2 protein-coding genes, 1 tRNA gene and 1 pseudogene are annotated in these 3,879 nt (G+C 38.5%); all 4 read right to left on the reverse strand.

What is annotated here, in order from left to right; all coding sequences use genetic code 11:
- Positions 1-156 precede the first annotated feature (156 nt).
- A pseudogene (locus ACKI4H_RS05130) lies at positions 157-777 on the reverse strand (type I restriction-modification system subunit M N-terminal domain-containing protein); the annotation flags it as partial.
- A gap of 74 nt (positions 778-851) precedes the next feature.
- Positions 852-1,397, reverse strand: coding sequence for a hypothetical protein (locus tag ACKI4H_RS05135; protein ID WP_407304262.1), 546 nt, complete (start codon positions 1,395-1,397; stop codon positions 852-854).
- A 756-nt stretch (positions 1,398-2,153) separates the two neighbouring features.
- On the reverse strand, positions 2,154-2,690 hold the full coding sequence (locus ACKI4H_RS05140; protein ID WP_407304263.1) for a hypothetical protein: 537 nt from the start codon (positions 2,688-2,690) through the stop codon (positions 2,154-2,156).
- Between the two features lie 1,115 nt (positions 2,691-3,805).
- Positions 3,806-3,878 (reverse strand) — tRNA-Phe (locus tag ACKI4H_RS05145).
- Position 3,879: the final 1 nt, after the last annotated feature.

Raw genomic sequence — 3,879 nt, forward strand, 5'->3', positions numbered from 1 at the left:
GCACCACTGGCAAATTGCCCGATCAGGTATTCATAAGCATCACCTAATACATCAGCATTTGCATCTTTCAACTTGAAATCAAGTCGGAGGCCAAGCGGTCTTAGGAAGACAAGGCATATTATCAACTCCTTGGCTCACAGAACGACATGGCTACATCCGACTTGCACCACTGGCAAATTGCCCGATCAGGTATTCATAAGCATCACCTAATACATCAGCATTTGCATCTTTCAACTTGAAATCTATCTTATCCAGATGTGATAGTACTTTGGCGATCAATTCATTCTTGGCCTTTTCTGTTCTGCCGAGCTTAGTGGAGGTTAAGTCCAGATCTTCAAACAGGTTATCGAAGTCATCTTCACTGTCTGTACCCATGGTACTTTGCTCGATGTTCTGCAGGATTTTGGTCAAGTCCTGAAGGATGAAATTGCTCAGGCTATCACCCTCGGTATCCTCAGCTTCGGCATTACCACGACGGGCCACTTCACTGAAGAGTTCAGAAGGTTTAAGGAAGTAGCCCAGTTTATTTATGGCTTCATCATGAATTGCCTGCAGGTATTCTTTTCCTTCAGGAGAGGATTCATCAATGCTTTGATAACTAATGCCATCCTCTTCGAGGATCTCATTGGCATAGATTAGCATCTTCTCACTCAGGTATTTGTAGAAGATAAATCCCAGGATGTAGTCCCGGAATTCATCGGCATCCATCTTGCCACGTAAGGTATTCGCTATATTCCAGAGCTGCTGCTCTAGTTGTTTCTTTTGGTCTTCAGACATTAACTTTATTCAAAATTTACTGCAATATGAGTATAAAATCAGGCAACTGCAACAGGCTAATCTACTGCAAGGAATCAACTACCTATCCCAAGTGCCTTTAAGTTTATATATGTCTTTGAATTTGGTAGGGGTTTAATATCCTTCTGTCCTGGCTTCCATTTCTTAGCTGCAGTCTTAACATGATCTAGTAAAGCCATATAACACTGAAGAGTAATCCCATTGCGTATTTGTTGTGGATTAACAAGGTACATCCCCTTACAACCAACAACACTTGAAATGACTCCTTTATGCGCCAATGCGCTTAAACCCTTTTTAACTTCTGACTTTTCGTGATCCACACAATACCACAATGGATTGTTTCGTTCTAAATCTTTTATGATCCGAAGAATTATGTTGATCTCTCTGGTTTTAACATCGTCGAAGATATTTGTAGCTATCTGAGCAAATGGAGGATCAGCCGTACGGAATTCCGATACTGGACGATGGACTTCATGGAGTATGACTTCGTTATTTGTGAATGCACTTGCTTTTGTTCGGAATCCACCCTCTATTAGTGCAGAAATCCTGTCATTGAGTACTTCCTGTATATTGGAAGATGTTAGTTTTTGATTTAAAGCCATAATGTTTGTTTGATTGTTTCAAAGATACCATTTACGGGTGGTATTTCACCCTATTATATCTAATTTTACAACAAAAACAGTATGAATATTCACCCCACAAGAAAACAACCAACAAGCTATATTTCAACTAGTTATATCCATTTCACATCACTATAATATAATGATTAATTAGTTCATCTTGCTTGAAGCAAAAAAGAACATGACAAGGATCGTCGAATTACCAAGGGAGCGTACAAGAATTGCCGTCTTCCTTACTTCAAGTGAGTAGGTTTATATTTATCTTTGCACAAACACCATATTTAAGTTAACCACAACTCCAGCTGAATATTTCTATCCGCTTCTTATATTCAGGAGACAATTCAAAAGCTAAGCCGTCAAATAACAATTGTTAATGTTCGAGACGAAAATGATTAGATCAGAATTCTAGACATTATGGCTCGTGTGTGTTGCAACCTACAGCAAGAATGACTTATCTGCCCGCAAGTAAATGCTTGAGCAGACTTATGTCTGTTTGCTTCACTTTATTCTTGGTTTTACAACACCGTTCTACACCTGGTCTATAATATCTAACCAACAACCAGCTAAGTGCTGGTATTGCACTCATCGGCATTTCTATCGTACTCGCTGTAGACAGTATTTGGAGGGAGTAGGTCAATGCTTTATGTGGTTGATAGTTGCACTACCTGTTTCTTCTTGGCTGTTACATCCTGATGAGCAAGTTCGCTTACCAGGGAAATAAAGCAGACATGTTTTCAATTAGCTTTTAGGCTCAAAAAAAGAGTTAACCCCCGTATTTTTCAACTCAATTAAATACTCCAGCGCATTTATTAACCTTTCTCTTTCACCTGGAATAGTAGCATCGTAATAAAATGCGATTTTATCTATGTTAGCCCTAACTTTTTCTTTATAAGCCATCATTTCCATTGAATATATTTGAAATTCATTAGCCATAATAATACAGGTAGGACTTTTAAGTTCACTCAGCGTTTCTCTTCCATTCATTGTGCTCAAAGAGATTGTTCTACGGCTAACACTGCCGTCTGAAAACTTAAAAGTAGAAACCCAAGACTTCTGTTCTAAATCTATATTAAAAGTTTGGACCCCTTTTATTCTAGAAGTAGATGCCTCAACATTTACCTTATTAATAATAGTATTAATAAACTCCAACGTTTCTTTCTCGGTTGGCTTCCCCTGTGAATAAGAACTTGGCAGATAAAAAACAACGAAAAGGAATATCGTTAAGACTTTAAGTATGATATTTAAAAATTGCCTACAAATTAATGAGTTTTTCATGCCGCCAACATACTATTAATTATTTATAATTATAAGAAGTTAATAAACATTATTTATACATTAGTTAATCGAATTATGCTGTATTAAACTAATGTAAAAAGCCAAAAGGCCACTTAAATCCATAAATTTTACTATGCTCTCAAACGAAACCTTCAACAACATATTTTATCTCTGTGTTCAACTCCTTCGAGATGCTGCCAAAGCTCTGGACATGTCCTACGAGGAAATCAACATCTGGATCTTTGTAATCATTGAGCCTATTGTGTTCTTTCTGATGTGCATTTGGATCATTTACTTACTAACGCGTGTAAGAACGCTTAAACTCAAAGCACATGCCTGAAGATATGCCCAACTTGGTCTTCTATCTAATGATAGCAGTCTTCTTTCTGAGTATCGCTGCCTTTATCTTCGCAGTCTGTTATATCCTATGGGTGCTATTCAAGCAAAGGAAACGAATCATTTACCTATTTCAGCGTTTCTTTAGCGCCCTTTATGATCTGCTGAAGTACTGATTTGCCTTGCTTAATTGATCACTTGACTTTGCAACAGATAAAGCCTTATATTCTTTAAGCCGACTATCTATTTAAACACGTAAGAGCCCTTAAACTGAAAACCCATGGGAGAGATACAAGATCCTAGTAACCTGTTCGGCATGTTGCTGATTCTATCTGTAGCTATGCCCCTGGCGATGCTGGTGATACTGATCCTTGGCATCAGAGCGCTTTACAGCTCCTACGAGGACTATCCCCTATCCAGAGGCGAGCTAAGTAAGAACTTCACACTTATTCAAAAGAGTTCCATAAAGCTAACCGTTAATTTCAAGAATGAGGAAAGCTTGACCTGGCGTTCTTTCACTTCAGGATAGCACTCAAAGATATCTGAACTTCATTCTCTTGAATACTACTTAGTTTCTATCAACCTCAAACGCGTCACCTAATGCGTCACTTGCTCCAAGATTTCAGGCTATAATCTGTGATAATTGTATTAACTTTATTAATGAACCCAATGACGATGTTCACTGGAAGATAAGAAGAAATCAACCCTGTCGCACCCCTGAGACCGAAAAAACCGCCATAACCAAAAAAAGCTTCAGATTTCTCTGAAGCTTTTTGAAGTGGTGTGGGTCGGGATCGAACCGACGACACAAGGATTTTCAGTCCTTTGCTCTACCGACTGAGCTACCGCACCA

Origin of the sequence: Acinetobacter sp. (assembly GCF_045628685.1) — a bacterium.
Taxonomy (GTDB): Bacteria; Pseudomonadota; Gammaproteobacteria; order Pseudomonadales; family Moraxellaceae; genus Acinetobacter.